This window comes from Paenibacillus sp. GQ49, assembly GCF_059759055.1.
Window position 1 is genome coordinate 36,190 of sequence record NZ_JCAXEL010000024.1, and the last position, 22,101, is coordinate 58,290.

Annotated in this window: 21 protein-coding genes and 1 riboswitch; of the genes, 14 read left to right on the forward strand and 7 right to left on the reverse strand. The window is 48.4% G+C overall.

Going from position 1 to position 22,101, the window contains the following annotated elements; genetic code table 11:
- Positions 1-100: 100 nt before the first annotated feature.
- Both acpS and mutY read left to right on the forward strand, forming a co-directional pair.
- Positions 101-499 (forward strand): holo-ACP synthase, encoded by a 399-nt coding sequence (gene acpS, locus AC6CIF_RS27725; RefSeq protein ID WP_405171526.1) that lies wholly within the window; start codon positions 101-103, stop codon positions 497-499.
- 34 nt (positions 500-533) lie between these two features.
- Positions 534-1,901: an A/G-specific adenine glycosylase gene (gene mutY / locus AC6CIF_RS27730; RefSeq protein WP_498202335.1), complete on the forward strand. Its 1,368-nt coding sequence runs from the start codon at positions 534-536 to the stop codon at positions 1,899-1,901.
- Positions 1,902-2,211: 310 nt separating this feature from the next.
- Here the strand turns inward: mutY and AC6CIF_RS27735 are convergent, their stop codons facing one another.
- Positions 2,212-2,823 (reverse strand): superoxide dismutase, encoded by a 612-nt coding sequence (locus AC6CIF_RS27735; RefSeq protein WP_145326472.1) that lies wholly within the window; start codon positions 2,821-2,823, stop codon positions 2,212-2,214.
- Between the two features lie 420 nt (positions 2,824-3,243).
- Between AC6CIF_RS27735 and AC6CIF_RS27740 the strand changes: the two genes are divergently transcribed.
- The 8 genes from AC6CIF_RS27740 (at position 3,244) to AC6CIF_RS27775 (ending at position 10,176) form a co-directional block, all read left to right on the forward strand.
- Entirely contained in the window at positions 3,244-3,669 is a 426-nt protein-coding gene (locus AC6CIF_RS27740) for a GNAT family N-acetyltransferase (RefSeq protein ID WP_017690782.1), read from the forward strand.
- 347 nt (positions 3,670-4,016) lie between these two features.
- The gene (gene lepB, locus AC6CIF_RS27745) at positions 4,017-4,601 is read left to right on the forward strand and encodes a signal peptidase I (RefSeq protein ID WP_498202372.1); all 585 of its coding nucleotides are present in this window, start codon (positions 4,017-4,019) and stop codon (positions 4,599-4,601) included.
- 171 nt (positions 4,602-4,772) lie between these two features.
- On the forward strand, positions 4,773-6,653 hold the full coding sequence (gene queG / locus AC6CIF_RS27750) for a tRNA epoxyqueuosine(34) reductase QueG (protein ID WP_076329857.1): 1,881 nt from the start codon (positions 4,773-4,775) through the stop codon (positions 6,651-6,653).
- A 15-nt stretch (positions 6,654-6,668) separates the two neighbouring features.
- Positions 6,669-7,700: an HD-GYP domain-containing protein gene (locus AC6CIF_RS27755; RefSeq protein WP_076216714.1), complete on the forward strand. Its 1,032-nt coding sequence runs from the start codon at positions 6,669-6,671 to the stop codon at positions 7,698-7,700.
- A 166-nt stretch (positions 7,701-7,866) separates the two neighbouring features.
- Positions 7,867-8,130: a YneF family protein gene (locus AC6CIF_RS27760; RefSeq protein WP_017690778.1), complete on the forward strand. Its 264-nt coding sequence runs from the start codon at positions 7,867-7,869 to the stop codon at positions 8,128-8,130.
- Between the two features lie 113 nt (positions 8,131-8,243).
- Complete coding sequence (gene folE / locus AC6CIF_RS27765) at positions 8,244-8,837, forward strand: GTP cyclohydrolase I FolE (protein WP_036668229.1); 594 nt, start codon at positions 8,244-8,246, stop codon at positions 8,835-8,837.
- A gap of 189 nt (positions 8,838-9,026) precedes the next feature.
- The gene (locus AC6CIF_RS27770; protein ID WP_498202336.1) at positions 9,027-9,881 is read left to right on the forward strand and encodes a lipoate--protein ligase family protein; all 855 of its coding nucleotides are present in this window, start codon (positions 9,027-9,029) and stop codon (positions 9,879-9,881) included.
- A gap of 70 nt (positions 9,882-9,951) precedes the next feature.
- Positions 9,952-10,176, forward strand: a complete 225-nt coding sequence (locus AC6CIF_RS27775) for a hypothetical protein (protein ID WP_036614132.1) — start codon at positions 9,952-9,954, stop codon at positions 10,174-10,176.
- Positions 10,177-10,321: 145 nt separating this feature from the next.
- On the opposite strand, the gene AC6CIF_RS27780 is transcribed toward AC6CIF_RS27775, so the two are convergent.
- Together AC6CIF_RS27780 and AC6CIF_RS27785 are read right to left on the reverse strand one after the other, a co-directional pair.
- A complete protein-coding gene (locus AC6CIF_RS27780; protein WP_498202337.1) occupies positions 10,322-11,602 on the reverse strand; it encodes a Fe-Mn family superoxide dismutase in 1,281 nt (426 codons plus the stop codon).
- A gap of 151 nt (positions 11,603-11,753) precedes the next feature.
- Positions 11,754-12,779, reverse strand: a complete 1,026-nt coding sequence (locus AC6CIF_RS27785; RefSeq protein WP_498202338.1) for an alpha/beta hydrolase — start codon at positions 12,777-12,779, stop codon at positions 11,754-11,756.
- Positions 12,780-13,138: 359 nt separating this feature from the next.
- Between AC6CIF_RS27785 and AC6CIF_RS27790 the strand changes: the two genes are divergently transcribed.
- Together AC6CIF_RS27790 and thiC are read left to right on the forward strand one after the other, a co-directional pair.
- Positions 13,139-13,882: an IclR family transcriptional regulator gene (locus AC6CIF_RS27790; RefSeq protein WP_221818682.1), complete on the forward strand. Its 744-nt coding sequence runs from the start codon at positions 13,139-13,141 to the stop codon at positions 13,880-13,882.
- A 148-nt stretch (positions 13,883-14,030) separates the two neighbouring features.
- Positions 14,031-14,144: riboswitch (TPP riboswitch) on the forward strand.
- A gap of 424 nt (positions 14,145-14,568) precedes the next feature.
- Positions 14,569-16,353 (forward strand): phosphomethylpyrimidine synthase ThiC, encoded by a 1,785-nt coding sequence (gene thiC, locus AC6CIF_RS27795; RefSeq protein ID WP_498202373.1) that lies wholly within the window; start codon positions 14,569-14,571, stop codon positions 16,351-16,353.
- Positions 16,354-16,806: 453 nt separating this feature from the next.
- Here thiC and AC6CIF_RS27800 read toward each other — a convergent pair whose 3' ends face one another.
- The 4 genes from AC6CIF_RS27800 to AC6CIF_RS27815 all read right to left on the reverse strand — a co-directional run bounded on the left by AC6CIF_RS27800 (position 16,807) and on the right by AC6CIF_RS27815 (position 20,150).
- Positions 16,807-17,493, reverse strand: a complete 687-nt coding sequence (locus AC6CIF_RS27800) for a hypothetical protein (RefSeq protein ID WP_498202339.1) — start codon at positions 17,491-17,493, stop codon at positions 16,807-16,809.
- A 177-nt stretch (positions 17,494-17,670) separates the two neighbouring features.
- Positions 17,671-17,838 carry a hypothetical protein gene (locus AC6CIF_RS27805; RefSeq protein WP_017690769.1) on the reverse strand — a complete coding sequence of 56 codons (168 nt, stop codon included), beginning with the start codon at positions 17,836-17,838 and terminating at the stop codon, positions 17,671-17,673.
- A gap of 466 nt (positions 17,839-18,304) precedes the next feature.
- On the reverse strand, positions 18,305-19,126 hold the full coding sequence (locus AC6CIF_RS27810; RefSeq protein ID WP_498202340.1) for a zinc ribbon domain-containing protein: 822 nt from the start codon (positions 19,124-19,126) through the stop codon (positions 18,305-18,307).
- Positions 19,127-19,199: 73 nt separating this feature from the next.
- A complete protein-coding gene (locus AC6CIF_RS27815) occupies positions 19,200-20,150 on the reverse strand; it encodes a helix-turn-helix transcriptional regulator (protein ID WP_036614123.1) in 951 nt (316 codons plus the stop codon).
- Between the two features lie 84 nt (positions 20,151-20,234).
- Here AC6CIF_RS27815 and AC6CIF_RS27820 point away from each other — a divergent pair, with 84 nt between their 5' ends.
- Together AC6CIF_RS27820 and AC6CIF_RS27825 are read left to right on the forward strand one after the other, a co-directional pair.
- Entirely contained in the window at positions 20,235-20,930 is a 696-nt protein-coding gene (locus tag AC6CIF_RS27820) for a response regulator transcription factor (RefSeq protein WP_211085189.1), read from the forward strand.
- Positions 20,923-22,011: a HAMP domain-containing sensor histidine kinase gene (locus AC6CIF_RS27825; protein ID WP_307540032.1), complete on the forward strand. Its 1,089-nt coding sequence runs from the start codon at positions 20,923-20,925 to the stop codon at positions 22,009-22,011. Before AC6CIF_RS27820 ends, AC6CIF_RS27825 begins: the two co-directional genes overlap by 8 nt.
- Positions 22,012-22,101: the final 90 nt, after the last annotated feature.

The window sequence follows — 22,101 nt, forward strand, 5'->3', positions numbered from 1 at the left end:
ATGTTCGAAGCTGATGATGCCATTAGGCATCCTTCGTAATCAAAAGCGGACTTTTTGAATAACCTCTTACAGTATAAAAGATTAAGCGGGTGAAGCGTTGATGATATATGGCATAGGTAATGATGTGCTGGAGATTGGACGTATGCGGAAGCTGTTGTCTGGTCGCCATGCGGAAGCTTTCATAAAACGAATTTTAACGCCAGCAGAGCGGGAGATTGCGGTTCGTCGAGGGAAGCGGATGACGGAGTTTGTATCCGGTCGATTTGCAGCGAAAGAAGCGGTGTCCAAGGCATTTGGCTGCGGTATTGGTGGCGTTATGGGTTTCACTGACATTGAGGTGCTGCCTGATGGGACAGGACGTCCCGTGGCCTCGCTGTCCAGTCAAGCCTGGGAACGTCTGCAGCTGCCATATGATAAGCAATATGACATTCATTTGAGTATTACACATCAGACGGAATTGGCAGCGGCCTTTGCGATCGTGGAGCAGATAGAAAAGTAGCTAGCATAGCTTGGCAATAGGAGAGGACGGAAATATGGGTTTACAGGAACAGAAACAACATTTCAGTGTGAATTTGCTGGACTGGTATATGATCAACCGACGGGATTTGCCGTGGCGTCGCCACAACAATCCGTATTTCACATGGGTATCGGAGATTATGCTTCAGCAGACTCGGGTAGATACGGTAATTCCGTATTTTAATCGTTTTATCGGGAATTTCCCGACCGTGCAGGCGTTGGCGGAAGCACCCGAAGAGGATGTCTTGAAAAATTGGGAGGGACTCGGCTATTACTCCCGTGCACGTAATCTTCAGGCAGCTGCGAGACAAGTCATGGAGCTGCACGGAGGCGAGATGCCTCAGGACAAGCAGGACGTCTTTGCATTAAAAGGGGTCGGCCCGTATACGGCCGGGGCCATTCTCAGCATTGCCTTCAACCAGCCGCAGCCTGCGGTGGATGGCAATGTCATGCGGGTACTGTCCCGATACTTCCTCATCGATGAGGACATTATGAAGGGCAGCACCCGGGTGTTGATGGAAGAGCTCGCAGGAGAGCTCATTCCGGAAGGGCGGGCGCGTGATTTCAATCAGGCGCTGATGGAGCTTGGCGCGCTGGTGTGTACACCCAAAGCGCCGCACTGCCTGACTTGCCCGGTCATGGAGCAATGTTCCGGCCGCATCGCCGGAAGAGAGCTTACACTGCCGGTCAAGACGAAGGCGAAGCCGCCGCGCCCTGAGCAGCGGCTGGTCGCGATTGTGGAGGGCCGCGGTGCTCATCGCGGCCAAGTGCTTGTGCGCCAGCGCCCAGACACGGGCCTATTGGCCCGCATGTGGGAGCTGCCGCATGTGCTCGCGGCGCCTGCCGCAGCCAGCAAGAAGGCGGCGCCGCTGGCGGATGAGCCGGCCATGGCATTGCTGGCCGGCAGTCTGTGGGCGGAAGGCTTCGCTGCCCGCCCGGAAGGGCTTGCTACCCATGCGGAGCATGTGTTCAGCCACATTGTCTGGAGCCTGCAGGTGTACAAGTGTACCGAGCAGGACCAGAGCAGTGAGCTTCCGCTGATCGCAGCGGAAGCCAGAGCCGCCTACGATACACAGGCGGCAACAAGGGAGGGCACAGCCTCATCATCAGCTGTGTCACCTGAGTCAGACACAACGCATTCATCGGAGTCAGGCACGCCTAATGCGCAGAACATCTCAACATCGCTTAATGATGGAGAGATGTTGATATCATCATCTGATGTTAGTGACCTAGCGCTGAGCACTGCGACACTGACAGGTAAAGGCGATGGCTTGACCTACCGCTGGATCGGTCCGGAAGATATGGACAAGATGGCATTCCCCAACATATTTCTGAAGCTGATCAGCAGTTATTTTGCTGGGGCTTATGATCAAGTGAATGATTAAATGGGGGAGCTAACGAACTCCAGAGGTCTTATCATGTGGATATACCACAATTATAAATTCTAACGAACCTGAGTGACGTTATCATAGCCAAATCAACCCAAAAGTGCGCATCAAAACCCATATTTGGGGAAATAGCTACTCTGAGATTCGTTAGGTTCCCGATACGATGAAATATGGAGCAATAACGTGTCCTGGGTTCGTTAGAAACAAAACACCCATTAACTATAGTGATAGCAAAAAGAGAGCCTGATCACGGTCACGATGACCGAATCAGGCTCTCTTTTATGTTAACTGTTGCATGCTAACAGTCTTATTTTGCAGAAGCGTAACGTTTGTTCACTTCATCCCAGTTGATTACATTCCAGAAAGCGGCGATGTAGTCAGGACGTTTGTTTTGGTAGTTCAGGTAGTAAGCGTGCTCCCATACATCCAGACCCAGAACCGGAGTCAGACCTTCGAAGAGAGGGCTGTCTTGGTTAGGTGTGCTAGTGATGGACAACTTGCCGTCTTTGCCAACTACGAGCCAAGCCCAGCCGGAACCGAAACGAGTTGTAGCTGCTTTAGCGAAATCTTCTTTGAATTTATCAAAGCCACCCAGTTCGCTATCGATAGCTGCTGCGATATCGCCTGTAGGAGCGCCGCCGCCGTTAGGTCCGATGATTTCCCAGAACAAGCTGTGGTTAGCATGTCCACCACCATTGTTGCGAACCGCTGTGCGGATGCCTTCTGGTACGCTGTCAAGGTTAGCAATCAGATCTTCCAAGCTTTTTTCTTGCAGTTCAGGAGCGCTTTCCAGAGCTGCGTTCAAGTTAGTTACATAAGTATTGTGATGGCGATCGTGGTGGATTTCCATCGTTTTTGCATCGATATGTGGTTCCAGTGCGTCGTTAGCGTAAGGAAGTGCCGGTAATTGAAAAGCCATAATGAAATACCTCCTGAGATTTTAGGTTTTTTTGAAATCAGGTACATATGTAATAATACCCTTGCCACTATTATTAAACCGCATTCGGGCTAATTAAGCAACATTTTTGTTTATTAAGTCCCCCAAGGCGTTGATCTAATGATGGGCCAGAGATAACAAACATATTTTACCCTTTATGCAACTATTTATGTGTTTTCAGGCCTTAAAATGGATGTAAAGTTTAATATTCGTATGTAAACGGTTACAATTAAGCGCTTTCAAAAGAAAATGCGTGTTTTATGGAGAAAAGTATGGTTTAATTGACGAAGAAGCGGTATTTTCTCGTTTTTTGTCATTATATGAACATTGGGTTTTTGGTAAAAAGGGATTCCCTTTTTATAAAAAACCTCATCTAAGCTAACGAAAAGGGAGATTTAAGACATGCACGTTCGTTCCTTTCAGTTGAGTGATGCAAGCCAGATGACGGAGCTTCTCCAGGTTGCACTATCGGAAGAGTGTTATGAGAACACGATGGGCCCGTTTGCCCGTCAATTGTCATGGGATTCTGACCTGATCATGGTTGCGGAAGAAGAGGGAGACCTCGTAGGCGCTTTGATCGGTACGATTGATCACAACCAGGGTTGTATCTACCGTATTGCGGTTCATCCAGACTATCGTCGCCGTGGAGTCGGCAAAACACTTGTTGAGGCTATGGAACAGCGGTTCCAGCAGCGTAAAGTCAGCCAAGTATGGGTGGCGGGTGATGAGCACAACAAAGTAGCCATGCCTCTATATGAAGCAATGGGTTACGGTGCCAATCAGATTATGAGCGCTTTCCAGACTCTTAGTATTTTGTCCAAAGCTTAGTTTGCATGTTTAAAAAGAAATAAAAAAAAGATTTTCATTTCATATTAGGCATATCTCTTTAACGTGTAAGAACGTGAGGGATGTGCCTTTCTATTTATATGAGTGTTCTTCGCGTCATATTCCTCTGATTTCCTCATTTTATGAACATGCTTCAAAGTCTCCGAATTTTATTTAAATCACCGCGACTATCGCGGCTGTATTCACGATAACCAGGGTATTGGTGCTCATAACCAATTGTTTCACTCTCCCAAATGAAGTAGACTGAAAGGGAGTATGGTCACCAGGTTACAAGTTTAATTTAACTATTTAATAAATGAGGTGTCCCTTTGAATTCCAATAATCATTCAATGGAACATGTGACTTCCGAGCAACGAAATGAACCGTCAAAGCCTGAACAACCGGGGAAATCCTGGGTTGTCGAGCTGTGGGACTGGGTCAAAACGATTGTTGTTGCTTTTGTAATTATGATGCTGCTGAACCTGTTTGTGTTCAATCTGTCGATGGTCAAGGGACAGTCCATGCAGCCGACACTGGTTGAGCGAGATCGCCTTTTTGTCAACAAAATTGTATACCATCTGGGTGCTCCTTCCCGATCAGATGTGATCGTACTTCGTGATCCAAGTGAAGGTGTAGAGAAGAAAGATTTTCTGGTGAAACGGATCGTTGGACTTCCGGGAGATACAATTGAAGTTAGGGATCACCATCTACATGTGAACGGCGAGCAACAAGCGGAAACGTACACCGATATTGAGGTGCAGGACCCGGATTTTGGCCCAATCACACTGGAGCCGGATCATTTCTTCGTGATGGGGGATAATCGTCATGAAGGCAAAAGTAAGGATAGCCGAGTGTTTGGCAGTATTACATCCGACCAGATTGTAGGCAAGGCTGAATTTATTTTCTGGCCGTTTTCTGAATTGAAGAAATTGTAAAATGCTGACAGGACAACAACTTCAGACTGCATTTTGCGTTAAACCATATAGACTCGTTCCGTTTGAATTCAAGTATGTAAGGCATATATAGAAATTAACGCCTGTCCTCTTACCGTGAGGCGGGCGTTCACTATTTACGGAATATGTGTTGGAAGAAGAGAGGGAAGAGAAATGACGAGCGTACAGACCGGGGCAGCACAGGATGCCTCCGTATGGGAAAAGTTAAAACAGGAGATCAAGGCAGCTGGCCCCGGACTGGGCATTGATGATATCGGTTTTGCTTCGGCTGATCCCTTTGTTTCCCTGAAGTCGCTGCTGGAGCAGTCGCGGGATAAAGGGTATGCTTCAGGTTTTGAAGAGCCGGATATTGAAAAAAGAGTGCACCCCGCCTTAAAAGATGGCGAGCCCGCTTCACTTATTGCAATAGCCGTGGCATACCCATCCAAAATGGTGAATCCGCCGAAATCGGAGCCTGGTGCGTATCGAGGCATTTTTGCCCGTTCGGCTTGGGGTCAGGATTATCATCAGGTCCTGCGTGCAGCGATGGACAAGTTGGTCAATTTTATAAAGGAACGCGTACCTGAAGCCATGATCGAAAGCATGGTAGACACCGGAGCATTGGTGGATCGTGCGGTGTCCCAGCGTGCGGGGATTGGTTTTAGCGCCAAAAACTGTGCCATTATATCACCCAAATTTGGTTCATGGATTTTCCTCGGGGAACTGGTAACGAATATTCCTTTTCAACCAGACACACCTGTGACCGAAGACTGCGGTGAATGTACAAAATGTATCGATGCCTGTCCTACAGGAGCATTAGTGGGGCCGGGGCAGTTGAATGCACAACGTTGTATTTCTTTTGTAACCCAGACGAAAGGGTTCGTGGATGAAGAATTTATGCTGAAAATAGGCAACCGTCTGTACGGTTGTGATACGTGTCAGATTGTTTGTCCGAAGAACCGGGGCAAGAACTGGGATCACCATCCCGAGTTTCACCCCGATCCGGAGATTGTGAAGCCACTCCTGCTGCCGTTGCTGGACATCGGTAACCGGGAATTCAAGGAACGTTTCGGTCAGAGTTCCGCCGCTTGGCGGGGCAAGAAGCCGATTCAACGCAACGCCGTTATTGCCCTGGGCAATTTCAAAGACAAAAGTGCTGTACCCAAACTTACAGAAGTATTAAAACGTGATCCGCGCCCCGAGTTGCGGGGAACCGCAGCCTGGGCGTTAAGCAGAATTGGAGGAGAAGACGCCATGAGAGCAATTGGGGAAGCTGCCGCTAACGAACAAGATGGGAACGTACTAAGCATGCTGCAGAAGGCCGAGGAGCGACTGAGTTCGTCTGAGACCTTACCCAAACAGCCACAGGCTGGACAAGTGAGTGAGAAGCAGCCAGAGGAACAGAACAACGAGAACAATGCCTTACGTGCGTTACAACAGGATTTGAAAATGGAAGCCGGGATTGAACCGGGTAGTGAGCAGTCTGCACAGCCTGACAAACCGGAAGCCGCAGCGTGGAAACCTTCAGCCGTTACGGGTCTTCATGGCAAGCCCGTATATTACGATGAGGTACTGACACCGATTGGTACTCTTACGTTATGCGCGACGGATGAAGGGCTGTGTCACATCGATTTTGGCGCCTTTCACGTACGCGAAGCTCATCTGCAACAATGGGCCCGCATCTGGATTGGCGAGTATCGATATGAGAAGAATGAAGAGAAGCTCAGCGAAGCTGCAAAGCAGTTAAAGGAGTATTTTGCAGGGGAGAGAAAAACGTTCGACTTGCAGCTTGATCGGCTTGGAACACCATTCCAGCTACAAGTATGGCAAGTTCTGTCCGATATATCTTATGGAGAGGCCTCATCACACCAACAGGTTGCGGAAATCATCGGCAGACCCAAGGCTGTTCGTGCAGTTCTGGACGCCATTAGCAAGAATCCGATTCCGATTATTATTCCCTGTCACCGTATCAGTGGTAAAGACGGTACCCTGGTGGGTTATGTAGGCGGTCTGCAAACCAAGGAGCAATTGCTCGCATTGGAGCAGCTATCGTAAGAGCGGGGGACGTTCATGAAGTATGTAAACGTGGAGAGCGTGGAAGCGGGGGAGCTTCTGGGCAAGACGGTATATTCCAGTAACGGCACGGTGTTGCTGTCTGCCGGAGTCCAGCTCACCGTATACATGGTCAATACGCTGAAGCGTATTGGCGTGACCATGTTATACATCCAGGATGAAGCGTATAAAGATGTGGATACAGAAGACATTCTGGATGAGACCACGAAACGGGCAATAATTAATGAAATGAGTGTCACACTCGAATCCATTCGATCCGGGAAAGACTGGAGTCCGAGAAAGGTTGCCCTCAGTATAGAGAAATTGCTGAATGATGTACTGAACGGGCGTGAAATGCTTGTGCAGCTCACCGATATTCGTACCAAAGACAATGCACAGTATGTTCATGCGATGAATGTATGTTTGTTGTCTTCGGTCATCGGACTGAATATGGGACTCAATTATAATCAACTGAAGGACCTTGCTGTGGGGGCATTATTGCATGATATAGGCAAAGTGGGGGAACCTCCGGGCAGTGGCTCTGCTGCAAATTCTTCGCTGCACCATACATGGCGTGGATTCGAAGTAATTAAGAACAAACGGGAGTTCAGTCTGTTGGTCGCCCATACAGCCCTGCAACATCATGAGCATGTAGATGGTACAGGCATGCCGAGAGGGATCAAGGGGAGTGACATTCATCTGTTTGCGAGAATCGTTAGTGTGGCTAATATCTATGATAATCTCATTAATGGTTTATCCAAGGACAGTTTGATGCCACATGAGGCCTGTGAAGAGATGATGGCGTTGTCTGGTACAAAGCTGGATCGGGACATTCTGATTGAGTTCAACAAGAGTGTATCCGTGTATCCCAATGGTACAGCGGTACGACTGTCCACCAAAGAGACTGGAGTCATTGTGCGTCAACATCGGGGATTGCCCGGCAGACCTGTAATCAGGGTGGCGCGCGGAAGTACGCGTTATTCTCTGGATGTGGTTGAAATCGATCTGGCTCAGCATACAACCGTTTTCATTGAAGCTGTCATGACGTAGCTTGTGTACGGTTCAACTGGAAAATCCGTTTGCTCAAGGCGTGCGGAAATGCTATGATACTTTCAGGAAATCCGGTCTGTGTCAGGCTTGCAACATATGTGTCGAACATCATGAAGTTTACACGGATTATCAGGCTTTTTAGAATGCATACAGAGGTGTCTAAGAGATGGATATTGTTATACCGATTATCACATTGATTGTTGGTCTGGTCGGGGGATTTTTCATCGGGGTGTTCTACTTGCGTAAACAACTTGAGAAAATGCAAAGCAATCCGGACATGCTTCAGAAAATGGCGAAGCAAATGGGCTACAACCTGAATGGCAAGCAAATGCAGCGTGCCCAGCAGATGATGAAGAATCAGCAGCCAGGAGCGAAAATGCCTCAGCCGCAACAGCATCCTGCGCGTAAAAGTTCGGGCCGCCGAAAATAATAGCAGGGAATAACTGCTTAAAGTGCGTGTTCAAAAAGTTGGGTTTTCAGTACCGATAAGCGGACTTTTTGAACAACCTCTTACAGTAGTGGTTCGAAAGGAGGCGTTTGGCAGTGGCTGGCGTTAAAGATTATTTGAATTCAAAAGTATCCGACAATCGGGAGAAGATCGAGTATCATGTAGAGCAGATCCTGAAATTGATCGGAGAAGATAGTACACGTGAAGGGCTGCTTGAAACGCCTGCACGTGTGACCCGAATGTATGAAGAAATTTTTGGCGGATATGAAGTAGACCCGCGCGATGTGCTCGGTGTCACGTTTGACGAGAATCATGAAGAACTGGTTATAGTCAAGGATATTGTCTACTACAGTCAGTGTGAGCACCACATGGCGCCGTTCTTCGGCAAGGTGCATATTGGCTATGTACCAAGCGGCAAGATCGTTGGTCTGAGCAAAATGGCTCGTCTGGTCGAAGCAGTAACACGTCGCCTGCAAGTTCAGGAACGTATTACTTCACAGATCGCTGACATTCTGACAGAGGCCGTTGAACCTCATGGTGTTATGGTCGTTGTGGAAGGCGAGCACTTGTGCATGTGTTCCCGCGGCGTGAAGAAACCCGGAAGCAAGACGGTTACGTCTGCTGTACGTGGTTCTTTCCGTGAGAATCCGGCACAACGTGCGGAGTTCTTGTCACTGGTAAAAGATTAAGATCAGGTATGTCCACTCGCTGGACAAGCCGGATGAGTAAGTTCCTTTGGTTTTGGATGCAGCAGTTTCTAAGCCGTAGGATGTGATATAAATAAGCCGTGTTCCCTGGGAACCGGCTTATTTATATATGCGTTGTCATTCCTATATACTGGATACATATGAATTCGTTAAGCCGGAGGTAATGGAACGATGAGTGTACCTTCCCATTCAGATCAACCGGTTCAGCCGGAAAAGGGACTACAGGCAGATAAACAGGCTACATTGCGTCTGCAAATCTGGGAGACACCACTCATGCGACAAGGTAGTAGTGTACTCGAAGCTTTTGCTTGGGAAGAAGTTATGTGCAGGCGGGTTGGGGCAGGGCATCTACCTGTTGCACATATATGGAGACACCCAGATGCCTTTGTAGCGGGTCTGCGTGACCGCAGGTTGCCACAGGCTGTAGAAGCGATGGAACAGATTAGAAGCCAAGGGACAGCGGTCTGTGTTCGGCCTTCGGGTGGAGCGGCAGTACCCTTAAACCCAGGGGTAGTTAATGTGTCGCTGATTCTGCCTAATCCCGGACATGTCATCAATATTCATGATGATTTCCGGGAGATGGCTTCGATTATTGCCGAGTCGCTAACGCCGTGGTCGAATCAGGCGCAAACTGGTGAGGTTCAGGGTGCTTTTTGCCCCGGAGATTATGATGTCAGTGTAGGTGGCCTAAAATTCTGTGGTATTGCCCAGCGCAGGCAGGCAAAGGCGTATATCATTACGGCTTTTATCATCGTGGAAGGTCAGGGTGATCAACTGGCAGCGGACGTGCGACAATTCTATCAGCATGCAGCAGGTGGGGCGAGTGAAGGATATCCTGATGTTCAACCTGGCACGATGGCAAGTCTGAAAGAACTGGCAGGTGTACCTTCAGCTGCGGCATATACTGCGGCTTTGGTTCGAACACTGCGCGATCGCTATCCGCAGGCGGAGACCAGCAGGGTGCTTAGCGTTGGCTCTGAAGAAGTACGCCTGACAGCTGAGCAGATGAAGCTGCGATACGATTAACACTTTTTACTAGGGCTTGGAATTGGTTAATAGAGATGATATGATGTGATTTCGGAAGGAGAGTGTTAGGATGGACACATTGAGATATACGTATTTATATGAGGTTGTATCAACAGGCGAAAAATCCGAGTTCAGCCAAATGGCAACAAGCAAGGAAGAGGCTGCTGCACTGATCGTTGCACGTATAGCCGATCTGGAGTTTACAGATGAGTCTGATATCAAGCTGGGCGATCTGATCTCCATTAGCAAACAGGTTGGCGACAACTATGTGGCTTGCGAGGGCTGTGCTTCTTAAGTGAACATTTAGAAATAGGAAGTCTCTCAAAATATAAGCAAGTCTCTTTTACAGGAGGCTTGCTTTTTTGTATACACCAAAAAAGATATCTTCAGTCATTCGGCTGGAGATATCTCTTTTTTCTCTAATCCATCTAACCCCAAGCTTAATAAGGCGGCCACAACAACTTGCGTGCCGTTTCGTAACGCTCGGCAACAGCGGGCCAGTAGACCACATTCCACCAGTCTTCAATATACTTTTTGCGTTCATTCTGATGTTTCAGATAGTAGGCATGTTCCCACACATCCAGTGGAAGGAGCGGGACGATATCGGACTGGGACAGGTTCTGGTGTTTTTCCGCCTGCAAAATCTCCAAACGATGTGCTCTCGGGCTCCAGACAAGCATCGCCCAGCCACTGCCTTCCACCTTGTTCGCGGCTTCTGTGAATTGATTCTTAAACGCTTCATAACTTCCGAAATCTCGCTTGATCTGTTCTGCCAGCATACCGGAAGGTTTGCCGCCGCCAGCAGGATTCATAATTGTCCAGAAAATCGTATGCAGGTAGTGGCCTGCCCCGTTGAAAGCGAGTTCACGTTCCCAATGTTTGATGAGTTCAAAGTTATTCTTTTTTCTCGATTCCGCCAGCTTCTTCTCTGCTACATTTAGTCCGTCCACATAAGATTGATGGTGTTTGTCATGATGGATACGCATCGTCAGCTCATCAATATGTGGCTCCAGCGCATTGTACGCATAGGGAAGGGGAGGCAGTGTGTGTCCTCCAATGGGAACCGGCTTTTCTTTTACGGGAGGTGCTATAGAGCTGGGTGTGGCTTGAGTTGTTCCGGTAGAAGGCGGTTGAACGGTTGCGGATTGGATCTGAGCTGAAGCGGCAGGTGCATTTACATTTCCCTCTGGAGAAGTTGGAGCTTCTGAAGCTTGGCGTTGGATGTTTCCTGACCCCGACGTATGCAGCGCATTTTTCAGAAAAAGTGATGGATCCGAATCCGTTTCACGCAAGATACCAGGTTGGCTAAGCGTATCCAATACGCCCAGAAAATACTCCGACTCGCGGATAAAATGCAGAATAAGTACTTTGGCAAGCGGAACAGCTTGCACAGCAGCACTTTGTTCCAGAAGAACATACAGCTGTTTGATGAACTCTCTCGATTGCTGTCGAGCTGCCAACACAAGTTGATCGATACAACGAACGATGTAGGGAGCAGGCGGATGGGTTCCAGGCAATAGTTGTTTTAAAAGCTGATTGGCTACTCGCTCACTGTTTGCAAAGGTAACCTCCCATTCCTCCAGTAGCTTGACGTATGGGGGCTCCAGATCAGGAAGCAGGGCACGAATGACGAGTGTATGTTCTTTCTCCTGCTCTTTCCAGAAACGGATTTCCTCCAATGTCCGCAGAGGCAGCAGGTGACCATATCCATACCAGTTCATCTTTATTTTGAACCTCCTTCAGATGAAATTCATTGCATGCAGACCGTCTGTTCATGCGTCCCAAGAGTATATTCTGCGAGCCTGTTGTCCTATGATTGCAAAAAAAAGAGCCCCTGAGGGCTCTGGAAAAATTCGATGGATTGGAATTTGGTTATTGTCCATTATTCGTGTTTTGCACATCGTCACTGCTTGTTTTCGTTACATGACTCAGGAAAGTTGAGACACGGCGCAGATATTCCTTTGGATGCTCCCGGAAGATCAACTCATGATGCGCGTCCTGGACAATCCATTCATCAGAGTACGGATTGGTCTGGTTGGCGGCGAGTTGCTCCGCAATTGGATAAGGCGCCTTCTCGTCCTCTGTGCCATGAATGAAGAAAATCGGGAACGGATAATCTTTCTTTTTCACTTCCTGGTATGGAATCTGTTGTAATCCGGTACCATTCAGAACAGGGAACAACAGATTCATGATCTCGAGTGTAGGCTGACGCGGGAGATCGATCTGGTTATGAATGTTGTGGTACAGCGTATCCGGCTCAAGCAGGAACGTACTGTCCAGAATCATCGCATCCACTTCCTGGGTAATCAGTCCAGTTTGAAGGGCCGTACCGGCACCCATGGAGAAACCCCAGACAACCAGTTCCTGCGCACCTCGCTGCTTGGCGAACTGGATGGCACCCAGCAATTGCTGTGACTCAGCTTTGCCACCTGTGGCTACAGCTTTGTTCACCTGTGAGGCGAAGCCATAATCGAACATGACCACGTTGAACCCAAGTTGATGGGCATAGTGGGCCAGGTCATACATGGGTACCCATGTTTCTTCACGATTGGCACCATAGCCGTGACTGAAAATAATCGTTTTGCTTGCAGCATTGTCAGCAGGTATATACCATCCCTGCATCGTCCGGCTGCCATCTGCTGCCGGGAACGTGATGTCTTCATACTTCATGTTCTTGGCCTGCATCGGATTGGAGAAGACAGGCGCTACCGTTGGATTGGATAATACCCATGCGATATAACCATGCAGTGCAATAAAACAAAACAGTAGAAAAAATACAACGGAGAGCAGCAACGCTACGATAATATGTTTGAACCGAATCAGCCTCGGTGATAGGGAAGAGGGCAGATCGGACACTTTTGTTTGCAGCGGGGCTTCGCTCTGGGATGTTGGATACATGAATGCCCCTCCTTTGAAGTTCAGTTGAAGATAACAACGACATGAAAAGAGAATTGCGTCGATTTCAGAGCCTGCTTCAGAGCGATATCTTAATGTAATATATCTTTATCGTATGTTCCAATATAGTCAAAGTCAATTGATTGAGGGCATTTGTTACGCAATTGTTATATAGTTCTTAAGATATATGGGTAACATTACCTTAGTGTGTAAATTACAGGGGATTAAGTCTTATAAAAAGGAAAAATTTACACGTTTGCCTATTTCGATTTTGGCTCTTTTTGGTTTACAGATGAGACCGTTTCTCATATAATTTATGTAACCAAGTTTCATGTGATGAAACATGAGGAGGGCATTATGCCATGGAAGATCGCAAGTTAACCGTCCGGGCTGTGGAGCGGGCGCTGGATATATTATTATGTTTTACCACACGCAGTGATCTGGGACTCACCGAAATTGCCAGCCAGATCGGCCTGCACAAAAGTACAGTGCACCGTTTGATGGCTACGCTGGAGGATCGAGGGTTCGTAATCCGCGATGCAGCAACAGAGAAGTACCGACTTGGCATCCGAATCTGGGAGCTGTCAGCTCATATGTCCCGCAGTGATGATCCCGCTATTCTGCTGCTGCCTGCGATGGAGCGACTGAGAGATCGATTGGGGGAGACCGTGAGTCTGTACCTGCGTGATGGCAGTGAACGGATTCGGATTCAGGCTGTGCAAAGTGATCAGGCGATTCGCCGAGTTGCTCCCGTTGGTGTTAGACTGCCGCTGTCTGTGGGCGCTTCCAGCAAAGTTTTGATGGCGTTTGCCACGGACGAGGATCGTGAAGAATTGATGAATGGTCCTGAATGGCCGGTATTTATCGATCCAGCGGTGTATTTGGCGCAAATGGTAGACATTCGGGATAACGGATATGCGACGAGTTATGAGGAACGTGAGCCGGGAGCTGCCGCGGTATCGGTACCGATTATGGATCGCAGAGGCAATATTGCAGCCGCACTCTCGGTATCAGGACCTGTCAGCCGACTTTCGCAGGAGACTTTGCACGAATACGCACCTGTGCTAAAGGAAGCGGCTACACAAATGGGGCTCATGTTATCCTGATGTTGATGTAAGGTCTGTCACCAATTAAGTTAGTAATTTGGAATATAAAGGTTGTTTTTATGTTCCGGTTGCGCTACTCTGTAATGGACGGCCCAACGGGGCCAGCTTCATTGAATATGAACGGCGGCTTATGTAAGCCGCAACTTATTAACGTTACTGGGGGAGTCCGAATTGTCCGGACTGAGACGGAATCGCATGAGATTCCGGACCCTTTGCACCTGATCTGGATCATACCAGCGTAGGGAAGTAATCGGCGATATGACCACAACCACCACATGATGTGACCCTTGTAGGGCTCCGTTAAGGAGCTTCATAAAGGTGCATTATTGGTGATGGACATTAAAAGTCGGTTCCTTCGGGGACCGGCTTTTTTATATACAGGGAACAGGCGATATAGCGCGGATTCTATGGGCCTCTTTTTCAATAACCTGCGAAAGTGGGCTTGGATGAGGAGGGAAGTCACCATAGATCCATGATCTGCGGCAGCCTTCGGTCTGTTGTGAACTGTACATGAATAATGTCTCCCCTGGTCTGGTGTAGGATCGCTCTTTCTTCTCTGCATTGCGCATGATTTGGGACAGGTACGTAAGCGAGCTAATGATGATGCCAACCCAAAACCAAGCGAACGAACACTGAGGAGGAGACAAGCGAACATGAGTACAGGAAATCAAACGGGACAACAAGCGATGGAACAGGAACATAACGATCAGCAGGTGGAAAAAGAAACAGGGGCGGCCGGACGGGTTCAGCCCTTTCCCGGCAGCCGCAAAGTCTACATTCAGGGCTCACGGCCAGACATTGCTGTTCCTGAACGTGAAATAGCCCTTCATGACACGAATACTCCCCAAGGGGTGGAGCATAACGAACCGCTGCGTGTCTACGATACGAGCGGCCCGATGACCGATCCCGAATTTCATGCGGATATCCGTGCAGGTCTGCCATCCCTGCGCACACGTTGGATCACAGAGCGTGGCGATGTCGAAGCTTATCAGGGCCGTACGGTTAAACCGGAGGATAACGGACTGAAACCCGGAGGGAAGAGAGCCGCTGCCGAAGAGTATCCCGGATTACGTGGCAAACCCTTGCGGGCACAGCCGGGACGCTGTGTGACCCAGATGCACTACGCGAGACAGGGAGTCATTACGGCAGAGATGGAATTCGCCGCCATTCGTGAAGGCGTGGAGCCGGAATTCGTGCGCCAGGAACTGGCGAGTGGAAGAGCCATCCTGCCGTCTAACATCAATCACCCGGAGAGTGAGCCGATGTTGATCGGTCGTCATTTTCATGTGAAGATCAATGCCAACATTGGCAACTCTGCTGTATCTTCTTCCATCGAGGAAGAGGTCGAGAAGATGACCTGGGCGGTACGCTGGGGATCGGATACCGTAATGGATCTGTCCACAGGCAAAGACATTCATACCACCCGGGAATGGATTATCCGCAATTCACCTGTGCCGATTGGGACGGTACCGCTGTATCAGGCGCTGGAGAAGGTGAATGGCGAAGCGGAAGCGCTGACCTGGGAGTTATACCGTGACACGCTAATTGAGCAGGCAGAGCAGGGCGTGGACTACTTTACGATTCATGCAGGTGTACTGTTGCGTTATATCCCGATGACGGCCAAGCGGATGACAGGCATTGTGTCTCGCGGTGGGTCCATTATGGCAGCATGGTGCCTTGCGCATCATCAGGAGAATTTTTTGTACACTCATTTTGAAGAAATCTGCGAGATTATGAAAAGGTATGATGTGGCGTTTTCGCTGGGAGATGGACTTCGTCCTGGCAGTATCTACGACGCGAATGATGAAGCACAGATGGCGGAACTGGCTACGCTCGGGGAACTGACGCAGATCGCGTGGAAGCATGATGTGCAGGTGATGATCGAAGGTCCTGGGCATGTGCCGATGCATAAGATCAAGGAGAATGTGGACTTGCAGATGGAGATATGTAAAGAAGCACCGTTCTATACGCTGGGGCCGCTGACGACCGACATTGCCCCGGGTTACGATCACATCACATCCGCCATTGGTGCGGCCATGATTGGCTGGTTCGGCACGTCGATGCTCTGTTATGTTACGCCAAAAGAACATTTGGGCCTGCCCAACAAGGATGATGTGCGGGAAGGGGTCATCGCCTACAAGATCGCGGCCCACGCTGCCGATCTGGCGAAGGGACATCCACGTGCCCAGCGCCGCGATGACGCATTGTCCAAAGCGCGGTTCGAGTTCCGTTGGCGTGACCAGTTCAACCTGTCACTGGACCCTGAACGTGCGCTGTCCTACCATGATGAGACGCTGCCAGCAGAAGGAGCCAAAGAAGCTCACTTCTGCTCCATGTGCGGACCAAAGTTCTGTAGCATGCGCATCACGCAGGACATTCGTGCCTTTGCGGCGGACAAAGGATTGTCCGAGAATGAGGCTGTAGCTGCCGGGATGCAGGAAAAGGCCGAGGAATATCGGACACGCTCCTAGGCGCCGGTACAGCGCAAGCTGGGCAGTCTGACATCGTTTGAAGGTGAGAATACTGCTATCATGTCGACTTTTTCATCTTATTGATCAGCTTCCTGATACTTTTTATCAGCATTATGGTTGATTGTCTAGCAGATGTTTAATAAAATGAATGTAAGTAAACACCAATAAGAGTAGCCAGGCCAATGGCTACTCCTGCACAGCATTTGCGGTGGGTATTCCTCCGAGTGCAGCAAGTTCAGATGAAGTGACCCGTCAGGCCGTCAACCTGTGGCGGGTCACTTCTTTTTACGATCAATGTATGTCAGGAGCGCAATAATTAACATCGCGAACACGATTACATCGTTAAAAGAGAAGTTCATAGGATCACCTCCCACTGGGGGCAAGCCTATTTCCCACCACAGTAGTTTTCACATGTTTTAGCGATTGTAAAATTTCACTTCAAACCAGCCACTACTATCGAGCCAGGCCCAAATTATTCTCCAAATACGTCGCAAGCAATGCCAGCGGGCTATGGATTGGAATACCGCGATCTATTGTAACCTGTGCAGCAGCGGGAGCCATAGACAGTTGGGCTGCCACTACCGTTTTATCCGGATACTGCTCAGCAATCTGATGTAAGCCTTCTCGTACCGCTTCGAGATATCCTTGCTGATCTCCACGCATAATCAACTCAAATGTCCCAGAGATGCACACTGCTTCCGTCTGAGATGTCTTGGCAACGTGTAGCTGCCCATTCTCATCCTCTTGCTGTAATGCCTGATTCACCCGCGTCATCGTTCCTTCAATCGTTGCCGGGTTGGTGAATGCTATTATGTAATCTCCTGGTACTCGCCGCATCTCCTGCAATAACGGATCATCTATGCCGATCACAGGCACAGGGACCTGTGTGGCTTCCTGCTCCAGTACTGTCGCAAACAGGGTGCAGGTGACCAGAATGGCATCGGCATGACACTCAGCGATCCATTGGAGCGTCTGGGCTACCTTCTCGTGAATGACGACCTCGGAAAAGTCAGCGTCATGTTTAAGACGGTCCAGACCTGGATCGACGTAATGGACCAATTCAACTTCATAAGGAGCAAGCGTTTCTTCGATTAAGGCGATGTTGGAATAATGAGCGTGAAAACAACCAATGGTGATCATGTGCTAAGTCCCCTTTTACAGTTCGTATATGTCATGGATCTTGTAGATATTTAAACCATTATAGAAACATGACCGAGGACTGTACAGTTGTTTATTGCTCAACGCCAATAACCGCCCTTCCGCCAAGCCGCGGAAAGACGGTCGATAACCGGATTCGAATAGGATCCGGTGTCCATTTTATCTAAGGGAAGGAGAAGCATTTTTCTTCGCCATTTTTTGCTGTAAAATTTCATGAAAGGATAGACCTTGAGTGTTCTCATTCTCCTTTTTAGGAGCAGTGGTCGCCGTGTTGCGCGGATATTGGTGGTGGTACGGGATCATTTGCTGAATAGGCATGCGGATCATCTTGGTTCCTCCTTTAAAGCATTTTTTTAAATTATGTATTTCGACTGGTTATGTTGCCAGGTGCGCATATAGGTACATATGACTTGTTAGACGAAATAGATGACTTTAGAATGTAATTCCAATTGGATTGTAGTGATTTTACCCGGTTTTAAGGAGATGTAAACGGTTTTAGGAAAATTCAGGAGTAAAGAACCTGATATGAGAGGTTTGATATGGGAGGATCGAATCGGTTGTTATGTGAATAGTCCCAATTTTAAGGAAGTCAATGGTACCCGCTTATGAGGCATATTGTCTGGTTAAATGATGCAAAGCATGCTAACTAACTTGGTACCATGGTCGGGTTGTTTAGGGCGTAATGTAGTTCCGGATATAACAAAAAGACTGCCGAGCGAACCCGGCAGCTTTCGTGATATGAAAAAGGATGCGAGGAAACTTTGATCCTGTATGAGGTGGCATTGTGTTGGTTTTATCTATTTTGATGAACAGCGATGTATATATCTACTTGTACACTTTCGGGATTCAGGCTGCGTTCATCATATAATTCAAAATCCCCGGTGAACGTACGATCGCTTTGTTTCTCCCATGCCCACACGGCTCCCCAAGCTTCGCCAACAACCTCTGCCATCGGTCCTTTTCTGGAGGTGAATACGGCGTAAGTTGCAGGAGGGAGTAGAATGTCATTCAATCCTTCATGCAATGATTCGTTCGGACTGACCTCATGCCCTACCAGTATGGTGTATTCTCCGGTTATGCCATCGGTGTAATCCGTGTAACAACCATAGCGAATAACTTCGGGTGCAGGGAGGTGCTCTGAGGCAAAATAATTGTTCCAGAGTCCCTGAATACAGCCTTTGCCACTGACCTCAATGGCGTTGGTTGTGCGGGCGGATACGCCAGCAAGACGTTTGCCTGGGAGCGTGACATAACGAACGGGCTGGGCAGAGAACGAATGATCTGTTGTTACCTGACCAGGGTTGGCAGAAGCAGTAGTAGAGTTTTCCGCAAGAGATTGAGCATGTTGATCCGGTGTATTTGTGCGCCAACGTTTCAAAAAAGGAAGCTGGTTACGCAACATCGAACGAGCGGATTCCTCATTCATGCCTTCGTCCTTCAGAATGGCAGTGCACATCTCCGTCATGCCTTCAAGTGACATACCGGGCTGCTCAAACTTGCCCTCTTTGTAACAATAGATACAGTACTCACGGGTTGTGCTTCCATCTGCTTCCGTTCCGAATTGGGCAGGGGTTGTGAGCGGCATGCCGCAGCTTTGACATACAGTAACGTTCATGATTAGTTCCTCCTCATATATGTACAGATTGAATATATCTGAAGTATACGGGTAGGAACTGGACAGCTGTCTGTCAGGTTTGAGTCGGAGGTATATAATTTTGTACAATTTGCTCCGCGATACGGCAGATTTCATCCCGAATATGCTGAGGTTCCAATACTTCAACGTCCGCGCCGAAGCCCAGAATGAACCCATATAACCAGCCATCCTCGGGAAAAGCAACCTGGCTGATGTAATACCCAGTCCCATCAGGCATGACGTTCTCGATCCCAAACCATTCTTCCGCAATATGACGGACGCGAGCATGGAATTTCAAGGTTAACCTAGCTTGATTGTCCGGACGGCTCCATTCCTGTTGCCAGGGTCTGTCCTGTGGGTTGATGACTTTACGCTCGAAGTGCTCATTAGCAAGTGTGACATCTTGCATACGCACAAGCTTGAACATGCGAAATTGATTCCGCTCGTGACAAAAAGCATACAGATACCAGGAATGCTTCTTGAGTACGATGGTATGAGGGTCGGCAGTTCGGTGAGTATGGATACCTTCCGCACTGCAGTAGGTAAAGGTTACGGGGCGTAATTGATCCATACCCTGTTCGATAAGTTCAAGCTTAATTTTCAGCGCTTCGGGATGCGTCCAGGTTGAATAATCAACGATGAATCGATTGGTATTGGCCTGAAAATCATCATTTTTGGATTCAGGTACGATACTGCTGAGTTTTTCGACCAGAAGCTCACGCGCCGCATTAGCATGGGAAGTGGACACACTGCGCAGTGCAGTGACGATGGAAGCGAGGTCCTTGTCTGTTAATACGTTTCGATCCAGACGGTAACCCTCTGCCAGACCAATCCCGCCGCTTGCCCCTTGATAGGTCACCACAGGGATGCCTGCTTGACCCAATGTATCGATGTCTCGGTAGATGGTCCGGATCGATACTTCGAACATATCTGCCAGGTCTTTGGCTTGGACTCGCCCACGATTGATTAGTAGCACTACGATGGCTAATAAACGCTCCAGTTTCATATGTATGGATTCCTTTCATTGGTTTATCTGTTGGATTCAAATATGTTATATTGTTGAGCATCACACATAGGAGTGGAATAAGCAATGAAGCGAATTACGATTCTGATCGCAGACGATGAAGTTGAGATCGCTGATCTGGTTGCTTTACATTTACAAAAAGAAGGATATCACACCATCAAGGCCTTTGACGGGAAGGCGGCGGTTCAAGCTGTTCAGACCCAAGCGATAGATTTGGCGATTCTGGACATTATGATGCCTGGCATGGACGGGTATGAGGTGACCCGTAAAATTCGGGAGCAGCATCATTTACCAATCATTTTCCTAAGTGCCAAAACGTCAGATATGGACAAAATTACGGGACTTGTGATGGGCGCGGACGATTATATGACCAAACCGTTTAATCCGATGGAGCTTGTTGCCCGGGTCAACTCTCAGTTGCGTCGTTCTCTGCAATTCAGCCAGTCTGTGCCTGTTCAGAGGTCCATTCTGGAGAAGGGTGGGCTCATCATCACGCCAGATCAACATCGTGTTACACTCTACGGCAAACCAGTGGAACTAACACCGAAGGAGTTCGATATTCTGTATCTGCTCGCGAGCCACCCCAAGCAGGTGTTCAGTGCAGAAAATATTTTTGAACAGGTATGGGGAGAAGCCTATTACGAGAGTGGGAATACCGTGATGGTCCATATTCGGACCCTGCGTAAAAAGCTGGGGGAAGATGTGAACAAGAACAAGTTTATCAAAACCATCTGGGGTGTGGGGTACACGTTTAATGACTAAACGAAGAAGTTTTCGCACAACCATGATTATGTTGTTAGGGTTAAGCATGCTTGCCTCTGGCGCAATTACCTATGGGATTTACAAGCTTTTACAAGCCTATTATTCGGGTGTCCGTGCAGAAGATCAGCTCGCTGAATATCGTCATTTTATGAAAAGTATCGGAGATATTTATTTCTTCCTGATTTTATTTATCCCACTGGCCATTCTGTTTTTCTTTTGGTTTACCAAGCCTTACGCGACGTATTTCAAGGACATTTCTACAGGGATCAGACATTTGGCCAATGGAGACTTTCAGCACCGTGTGCAGATTTCCTCGAAGGACGAGTTAGGTACGATTGCGGAGGATGTGAACCTGGCAAGTGAGAAGTTAAGGGAAGCGGTGGAACGAGGGGATTTTGCTGAAAATAGTAAGGACCAGCTTGTTGTCAATCTGGCGCATGACCTGCGAACACCGCTGACGTCTGTGCTTGGATATTTGGATCTGCTCATGAAGGATGATCAGCTAACGGAGGAGCAGGTGCGGCACTTTACGTCGATTGCATTCACCAAATCACAGCGTCTGGAGAAGCTGATTGATGATTTGTTCGAAATTACTCGTATGAACTATGGCATGCTGCCTATAAACAAGACACAGCTGGATCTTAGCGAACTGCTGAAGCAGATGAACGAAGAACTCTATCCTGTATTTGAAAAGAACCAACTAGTCGCCCGACTAAAAATAGACACTGACCTTACGGTCTCCGGTGATGGCGAGCTGCTGGCTCGTGTGTTCGAGAATCTGCTAATTAACGCTGCACGGCATGGCAAGGATGGTATGTACGTAGATATTAATGGATATCGGGATGCAGAACAGGTCATCATTCAGGTAATTAACTATGGTGGACATATTCGTCCGGAGGAATTGCCGCATATCTTCGATATGTATTATACCGGAGATCGTGCCCGGACCCCTCAGGAGGGTGGGACAGGCCTTGGCCTGTTTATCGCTCGTAATATTGTGGAGCAGCATGACGGTACGATCTCGGCTCAGAGCGACGTGGTACGGACGCAGTTCGAAGTTCGTTTGCCCGTATTTCAATGAGGTCTGATATCAAATTTAAGAAAAACTTTAAAATTGCCCTGCTTTTTCTTTAACTTGTGTTGTCTATCCTTGATGTATGAGGTAAAAGGA

What these genes read in the sequence shown, in the direction of transcription:
- AC6CIF_RS27735 (WP_145326472.1), bottom strand. Translation starts at nt 2,823, where the DNA reads ATGGCTTTTCAATTACCGGCACTTCCTTACGCTAACGACGCACTGGAA.
- AC6CIF_RS27775 (WP_036614132.1), top strand. Translation starts at nt 9,952, where the DNA reads ATGGACACATTGAGATATACGTATTTATATGAGGTTGTATCAACAGGC.
- AC6CIF_RS27790 (WP_221818682.1), top strand. Translation starts at nt 13,139, where the DNA reads ATGGAAGATCGCAAGTTAACCGTCCGGGCTGTGGAGCGGGCGCTGGAT.
- AC6CIF_RS27805 (WP_017690769.1), bottom strand. Translation starts at nt 17,838, where the DNA reads ATGATCCGCATGCCTATTCAGCAAATGATCCCGTACCACCACCAATAT.
- AC6CIF_RS27770 (WP_498202336.1), top strand. Translation starts at nt 9,027, where the DNA reads ATGAGTGTACCTTCCCATTCAGATCAACCGGTTCAGCCGGAAAAGGGA.
- AC6CIF_RS27815 (WP_036614123.1), bottom strand. Translation starts at nt 20,150, where the DNA reads ATGAAACTGGAGCGTTTATTAGCCATCGTAGTGCTACTAATCAATCGT.
- lepB (WP_498202372.1), top strand. Translation starts at nt 4,017, where the DNA reads ATGGAACATGTGACTTCCGAGCAACGAAATGAACCGTCAAAGCCTGAA.
- AC6CIF_RS27820 (WP_211085189.1), top strand. Translation starts at nt 20,235, where the DNA reads ATGAAGCGAATTACGATTCTGATCGCAGACGATGAAGTTGAGATCGCT.
- acpS (WP_405171526.1), top strand. Translation starts at nt 101, where the DNA reads ATGATATATGGCATAGGTAATGATGTGCTGGAGATTGGACGTATGCGG.
- queG (WP_076329857.1), top strand. Translation starts at nt 4,773, where the DNA reads ATGACGAGCGTACAGACCGGGGCAGCACAGGATGCCTCCGTATGGGAA.
- AC6CIF_RS27825 (WP_307540032.1), top strand. Translation starts at nt 20,923, where the DNA reads ATGACTAAACGAAGAAGTTTTCGCACAACCATGATTATGTTGTTAGGG.
- AC6CIF_RS27755 (WP_076216714.1), top strand. Translation starts at nt 6,669, where the DNA reads ATGAAGTATGTAAACGTGGAGAGCGTGGAAGCGGGGGAGCTTCTGGGC.
- AC6CIF_RS27760 (WP_017690778.1), top strand. Translation starts at nt 7,867, where the DNA reads ATGGATATTGTTATACCGATTATCACATTGATTGTTGGTCTGGTCGGG.
- AC6CIF_RS27810 (WP_498202340.1), bottom strand. Translation starts at nt 19,126, where the DNA reads ATGAACGTTACTGTATGTCAAAGCTGCGGCATGCCGCTCACAACCCCT.
- AC6CIF_RS27800 (WP_498202339.1), bottom strand. Translation starts at nt 17,493, where the DNA reads ATGATCACCATTGGTTGTTTTCACGCTCATTATTCCAACATCGCCTTA.
- AC6CIF_RS27785 (WP_498202338.1), bottom strand. Translation starts at nt 12,779, where the DNA reads ATGTATCCAACATCCCAGAGCGAAGCCCCGCTGCAAACAAAAGTGTCC.
- mutY (WP_498202335.1), top strand. Translation starts at nt 534, where the DNA reads ATGGGTTTACAGGAACAGAAACAACATTTCAGTGTGAATTTGCTGGAC.
- thiC (WP_498202373.1), top strand. Translation starts at nt 14,569, where the DNA reads ATGGAACAGGAACATAACGATCAGCAGGTGGAAAAAGAAACAGGGGCG.
- AC6CIF_RS27740 (WP_017690782.1), top strand. Translation starts at nt 3,244, where the DNA reads ATGCACGTTCGTTCCTTTCAGTTGAGTGATGCAAGCCAGATGACGGAG.
- AC6CIF_RS27780 (WP_498202337.1), bottom strand. Translation starts at nt 11,602, where the DNA reads ATGAACTGGTATGGATATGGTCACCTGCTGCCTCTGCGGACATTGGAG.